Raw genomic sequence first — 5,746 nt, forward strand, 5'->3', positions numbered from 1 at the left:
CCCGTCCTCGGGTCGCGTTCAGGCAGGGGGCGCTGGCGCAGGTGCTGGAAGAGTTGTGGCAGGGGGGAAGCCGTCACCTCTATCTGGATGGCGGGGAGCTGGTGAGGCAGGGTCTGCAGGGGGCCCTGGTGGACGAGCTGACCCTGTTCTGGGTACCGGTCACTTTGGGACGCGGGGTGCCGCTCTTTGCAGGATCCCTGCCCGGCGCGCTGAGACCGGTGTCGAGCGCCGTGCTGCCAAGCGGGCTGGTGCGGGTTATCTATCACCCCGCCTGACAGCTTGCACGGGGGAGGCAAGAGGTGCACAATCGGCGCGTTTTTCGCCACCAGCCCTCCCAAATAAGGTGACAGGGACGACAGGCAAACACGACAACCCCATCAAGGAGCCCATATGGCCAAGAAGAAGGTGACCTGTGTCACCGCCGAACCCGCCAGCGAACATCAGCGCGGCATCATTCAGGACAATCACCTCAAGGCACTGGTGACCTCCCCCCTGTTCCAGGCCCGGGTCGAGCCGAGCAAGAAGGGCAAGGGCAGCTATCAGCGCAAGGCCAAGCACGGCAAGCGGTGGGAGCCCGGCCAACAGCAGATGGCAAGCGTCTGCTGCTGAGCGGGTTCCTGCCGCAAGGCATCAGCTAACACAATCAGGGCGCCAATGGCGCCCTGATTGTTGTTCTATTCGCTGGTGCTGACTTGCGGTCTTGACGCAAGAGAGTGAACCCGTGCTCACTCATCCATAAAGAGTTCGAGCAGCACGTTGAGGTAGCGATGCCCGAGGGACGTGAGCTGCCAGCTGTCGCCGAGATCCTCGATCAGCTCCTTGGTTCGGGCGATGGCGAGCATGGTCTCCACCCGCTCCAGCGGTAGCCCCGTGAAGGCCTCGAACTCCGCCTTGGGGGCGGGTTCAAACAATCTGAACCGATTCATGAAGTACTCGAGCGGCAGATCGTCCGCGCTCACCTGCCATTGGCTGTCCAGATAGGGGCGGCTCGGATCCAGATAACCTTTCGGATGCTTCACCTTGGCGGTGCGCAGGATCTGCTGGTTGGCAAGATCCGTCACCTTGCCGTGGGCGCCGCAGCCGATCCCCAGATAGTCGCCAAAGCGCCAGTAGTTGAGGTTGTGGCGGCATTGATACCCCTCTTTGGCATAGGCCGAGATCTCGTACTGCTGATAGCCCTTGGCGGTCAGCATGGCGTGGCCCTGCTCGTAGATGTCCCACAGGGTGTCATCTTCCGGCAATGTGGGGGGTTTGGAGGCGAATGCCGTGTTCGGCTCTATGGTGAGCTGATACCAGGAGAGGTGCGGCGGCGCGCAGTCGATGGCCTGCTGCAGGTCATAGAGCGCATCGTCCAGGCTCTGATCCGGCAGGCCGTGCATCAGATCCAGGTTGAAGGTGGGAAGCGCGATGGCGTGGGCCAGTTCGGCGGCCTTGCGCGCCTCCTCGGGGCCGTGGATGCGGCCGAGCCGGGTCAATTTCTCCTGCTGGAAGCTCTGTACCCCGATGGAGATGCGGTTGATACCGGCCCGCTGGAAGCCGGCGAACTTGTCCGCCTCCACCGTGCCCGGGTTGGCCTCCATGGTGATCTCGCAGTCCGGGGTCAGTGCGATGCGTGCGCGCACCCCGTCCAGCAGCGCCTGCATGGCGTCGACGGAGAGCAGGCTCGGCGTGCCGCCACCGATAAAGATGGAGGAGAGGGGGCGCCCCTGGGCCCAGTGCAGATCCTGCTCCAGATCCTCCAGCAGGGCCGCCACGTACTCGAGGTGGGGCAGTTCCCCCTTCTGGGCGTGGGAGTTGAAGTCGCAGTAGGGGCACTTCTGGACGCACCAGGGCACGTGGATATAGAGGGAGAGGGGCGGCAGTTGCAGCATGGGATTTCCAGTATTCAACAATCAAAAGGGGTCGGGTGGCCCTGGTTGTCGGTGACAACGGGCGGGGCGCAGCGAACGAAACGGGGGCCGACGGCCCCCATTGTAGATGACAACGCGGCGGGAGACAGCGCTTTAGTTGACCGCCGCCAGGGCCGCTTTGAGCTTGGCCAGGGCCTGGCCACGGTGGCTGAGCTGGTTCTTGAGCTCCGCCGGCATCTGGGCCGAGGTGCAGTCGTGATCGGGCACGAAGAACACCGGGTCGTAGCCAAAGCCGTGCTGGCCGCGGGGTTCGTCGATGATCATCCCTTCCCAGCTGGCCTGGCAGATAATGGGGGTGGGATCGTCGGCGTGGCGCATGTAGACCAGCACGCACCAGAAGCGGGCGCTTTTCAGGTAATCCGGCGCGCCCTTGAGCTCGGCCAGCAGCTTGTCGATGTTCTCCTTGTCGCTGGCACCGGCACCGGCAAAACGGGCGGAGTAGACGCCGGGGCGGCCGTGCAGCAGATCCACTTCCAGACCGGAGTCGTCGGCCACGGCGGGCAGGCCGGTGACGCGGGCGGCGTGGCGGGCCTTGATGATGGCATTCTCGACGAAGGTGGTGCCGGTCTCGTCGGCATCGGAGACTGCAAACTCGCTCTGCGGGATCACCTGGATCTTCATATCGGCCAGCATGGCGGCCAATTCCTTCACCTTTTTCTGGTTCCCTGTTGCCAGGACAAGCTTGTTCATCACACACCTCCGCAAAAATAATCTGCGCATTCTATGCGGGGGAGGGGTTTAGTAAAAGCGCCAATTGCCCGGGATCCGGTGCCAACGGGGGATCCTGGTTCCACCCCCTGAGAGGTAGAAGAGATACATGTTTCCAGTGGGGAATAACCGAAGTGATTAAATACCATTTCAATTCATTACTCTGAGTCAGTAGACTCGCGGCCCAATCGATATTCCTAGGGCTTGAGGTGACTGATGCCATTGATTCTTTTGCTTGTACTCCTGGTGTTGTTCAGCCCGCTGGCCATCGACATCTATCTGCCTGCCATCCCCCAGATGGCCGAGCAGCTGGGGGCCGAAGTGACCCTGATGCAGGGCACCATCACCTGGTTCCTGTTCAGCATGGGGCTGGGGCAACTGCTGGTGGGGCCGCTGGCCGATCGCTACGGGCGCAAACCCATTGCCCTGGGGGGCGTGCTGCTCTACGGCCTGAGCGCCCTGGCAGCCGGCTTTGCCGCCAGCCTGGGTGAGCTGATGCTGGCGCGAGTGCTGCAAGGCTTCGGGGCCTGCGCCACCTCGGTGGCCGCCTTCTCGGTGGTCCGTGACAGCTATGGCCCCAAGAAGAGCGGTCAGATGATCTCCTATCTGAACGGTGCCATCTGCTTCATCCCCGCACTGGCGCCCCTGCTGGGTGGCTGGCTCACCGCCAAGGCGGGCTGGTCGGCGAACTTCTGGTTCATGGCGGGTTACGCCGTGGTGGTCGGCAGCTGGCTGCTGTGGCGGATGCCGGAAACCCGCCCTGAGGAGACCAGCAGTGCTGGCCCGCTCATCAGCTGGTCCCGCTACAGCCCGGTGCTGCGCTCCCCGAGCTTCCTGTTCAACGCGGCGCTGTGCATGCTGGCGATGGCGGTGATCCTCGCCTACGTGACGGCGGCGCCGGTACAACTGATGGTAACCCTGGGGCTGGACATGAGTGGCTTCAGCTACTGGTTTACCGCCAATGCGGCCCTCAACATCCTGGCCTGCTTCCTAGCCCCGCGCTTCATCGCCCGGGTAGGGCCAAGACGGACCCTGCGCATCGGCCTGCTGGTGGTGCTGCTCTCCGCCATCACCCTGACCCTGGCCATGCACATCCCGCACCCGCTGGCCATGATGGGCCCGGTGTTCCTCTCCAGCATCGGCTTTGCGATGATCCTGGGCGCCGCCGCCGGTATGGCGCTGGCCCCCTTCGGCCACTGCGCCGGGACTGCGGCCGCCCTGCTCGGCCTGTTCCAGATGAGCGGCTCCGGCGCCCTGGTGGGGATCACCGGTTGGTTGATGCCGGATCCCCTGAGCCAGCTGGCCCTGCACATGTGGCTGCTGCTGCCCCCGCTGGTGATGCTGATGACCCGCCAGGGCCGGCGCTTGTGTTTGCAATAAATCCTGTGCTCTGATGAGCACACTCAGGGGGCCTTGAGCCCCCTTCTCTTTTTCAGGTGACCTCGCCTGCCTCGCATGATCACAGACCCGTGGAGAAAACCGGATGAGCCACACAATCAACGCCGCCCTGGTGGGATACGGCTTCGCAGGACAGACCTTTCACGCCCCCTTCCTGGCCACGACCCCGGGCCTGACCCTGCGCTGGGTGGTGAGCCGGGATGCCGCCAAGGTACAGGCCGCGTTGCCCGGCACCCGGGTCGGCACCCTGGAGCAGGTGCTGGCCGATGACAGCCTCGATCTGGTGGTGATCGCCACCCCCAACGACACCCATGCCCCCATCGCTCGCGAGGCCCTGCTGGCGGGCAAGCACGTGGTGATCGACAAGCCGTTTGCCCTGGATCTGGCCGAAGCGAAGGCGCTGGTCGAGTTGGCGGAGAAGCAGCAGCGGCTGCTCAGCATCTTCCACAACCGACGCTGGGACGGGGATTTCCTCACGGTGCGCCGTCTGCTGGCGGAGGGGGCGCTGGGGCAAGTTGCCCAGTTCGAATCCCACTTCGACCGTTATCGCCCCGAGGTGCGCCAGCGCTGGCGCGAGGCGGGCGGCCCGGGCTCCGGTCTCTGGTTCGATCTCGGCCCTCATATCCTGGATCAGTCGCTCCAGCTGTTCGGCCAGCCGGACTGGTTGCAGGCGGATCTGGGCAAGCAGCGCCCCGGGGCCCTGGCGGACGACTACTTCCATGTGGTGCTGGGTTACGGCGAGATGCGGGTCATTCTGCACGGCAGTTGTCTGGTGTCGGCCGTGATGCCCCGCTTCGTGGTGCACGGCAGTCAGGGCTCCTTCATCAAGTTCGGCATGGACGTGCAGGAAGAGCAGCTCAAGGAGGGCAAGCGGCCTCCAGCGGCGGACTGGGGTGTGGATCCCGCCCCCGGCCAGCTCAGCCAGATCCGGGACGGTCAGCTCCTGCAGCAGACCGTGGCCGGCGAAGCGGGGGACTACGGCGCCTACTATCGCGGTGTCTGCGCCGCCATCCGGGGAGAAGGGGAGAACCCGGTGCCGGCCGACGAGGCCCTGGCGGTGATGGCCTTGCTGGACCTGGCCCGGGAGAGCGACCAGCAGGGGCAGCGCCTGCCTTGTCAGAAGCTGTCTGACTGACGGCGTAATCCGGCAGCGCCGAGAGCCTGACAGAAAGACAATGGCTGACTGGCAATCGTCAGGTAATTGGCGATTTGTTGTGCGAATTTGGTGGTGAATGGGTGTTTTATATTAATATTTGTCGTTGCAGTAGTGTTTCTTATCATGCCAACGAGAAAATATCATTGTGATACGCGTTTTCATCGGCCGCATATGGGGATATATTTCGCGCGCCTTCGGGCTCCAGCGGCCGGTGTGCCGACAGGAGCCGGGGCGTACAGTGATGGTCCCTGCACCATCTCTCCATCTTTTTTTGAGGGTATGCACATGAACAAAGTACTGGTAGCCGGTATCCTGGGTCTGATGTTGACCGCCTGTGGTCAGAAAGAAGAAGCTGCCGCTCCGGCTGCGACCCCGGCCGCAGACGTTGCTGCCACTGTCGAGAAAGCCGCTAGCGAAGCGTCTGCTACCGTCGAGAAGGCTGCTTCCGAAGCTTCCGCTACTGTCGAGAAGGCTGCCGCTGACGTGGCCACCAAGGCTGAAGCTGCCGTGAGCGATGCCAAGGCCAACTAAGCCAGCACCTCATTGAAAAACGGGCCCGGCGCACTCGCGCCGG

7 protein-coding genes are annotated in these 5,746 nt (G+C 63.7%); 5 read left to right on the plus strand and 2 right to left on the minus strand.

Features of this window, described 5'->3' with window-relative positions; translation table 11 throughout:
• A partial coding sequence (locus AACR77_RS02975; protein ID WP_042879685.1) for a dihydrofolate reductase family protein occupies positions 1–275 on the plus strand: 275 nt, incomplete at its 5' end.
• Positions 276–390: 115 nt separating this feature from the next.
• On the plus strand, positions 391–609 hold the full coding sequence (locus AACR77_RS02980; protein WP_042879687.1) for an alternative ribosome-rescue factor A: 219 nt from the start codon (positions 391–393) through the stop codon (positions 607–609).
• Between the two features lie 116 nt (positions 610–725).
• Here AACR77_RS02980 and hemW read toward each other — a convergent pair whose 3' ends face one another.
• Both hemW and rdgB read right to left on the minus strand, forming a co-directional pair.
• A complete protein-coding gene (gene hemW / locus AACR77_RS02985; protein ID WP_042879688.1) occupies positions 726–1,871 on the minus strand; it encodes a radical SAM family heme chaperone HemW in 1,146 nt (381 codons plus the stop codon).
• 132 nt (positions 1,872–2,003) lie between these two features.
• Positions 2,004–2,600, minus strand: a complete 597-nt coding sequence (rdgB, locus tag AACR77_RS02990) for an RdgB/HAM1 family non-canonical purine NTP pyrophosphatase (protein WP_010675605.1) — start codon at positions 2,598–2,600, stop codon at positions 2,004–2,006.
• 234 nt (positions 2,601–2,834) lie between these two features.
• Between rdgB and AACR77_RS02995 the strand changes: the two genes are divergently transcribed.
• The 3 genes from AACR77_RS02995 to AACR77_RS03005 all read left to right on the plus strand — a co-directional run bounded on the left by AACR77_RS02995 (position 2,835) and on the right by AACR77_RS03005 (position 5,703).
• A complete protein-coding gene (locus AACR77_RS02995; protein WP_029314807.1) occupies positions 2,835–3,998 on the plus strand; it encodes a multidrug effflux MFS transporter in 1,164 nt (387 codons plus the stop codon).
• Positions 3,999–4,101: 103 nt separating this feature from the next.
• A complete protein-coding gene (locus tag AACR77_RS03000) occupies positions 4,102–5,151 on the plus strand; it encodes an oxidoreductase (protein WP_042879690.1) in 1,050 nt (349 codons plus the stop codon).
• A gap of 306 nt (positions 5,152–5,457) precedes the next feature.
• Complete coding sequence (locus tag AACR77_RS03005) at positions 5,458–5,703, plus strand: hypothetical protein (RefSeq protein WP_010675602.1); 246 nt, start codon at positions 5,458–5,460, stop codon at positions 5,701–5,703.
• The last annotated feature ends 43 nt before the right edge of the window (positions 5,704–5,746 follow it).

Source organism: Aeromonas sp. ZOR0002 (assembly GCF_963866995.1).
Lineage (GTDB): Bacteria > Pseudomonadota > Gammaproteobacteria > Enterobacterales > Aeromonadaceae > Aeromonas > Aeromonas caviae.

Coding starts and splice junctions, on each gene's coding strand:
- rdgB (WP_010675605.1), bottom strand. CDS start 2,600: ATGAACAAGCTTGTCCTGGCAACAGGGAACCAGAAAAAGGTGAAGGAA.
- AACR77_RS02995 (WP_029314807.1), top strand. CDS start 2,835: ATGCCATTGATTCTTTTGCTTGTACTCCTGGTGTTGTTCAGCCCGCTG.
- AACR77_RS03000 (WP_042879690.1), top strand. CDS start 4,102: ATGAGCCACACAATCAACGCCGCCCTGGTGGGATACGGCTTCGCAGGA.
- hemW (WP_042879688.1), bottom strand. CDS start 1,871: ATGCTGCAACTGCCGCCCCTCTCCCTCTATATCCACGTGCCCTGGTGC.
- AACR77_RS02980 (WP_042879687.1), top strand. CDS start 391: ATGGCCAAGAAGAAGGTGACCTGTGTCACCGCCGAACCCGCCAGCGAA.
- AACR77_RS03005 (WP_010675602.1), top strand. CDS start 5,458: ATGAACAAAGTACTGGTAGCCGGTATCCTGGGTCTGATGTTGACCGCC.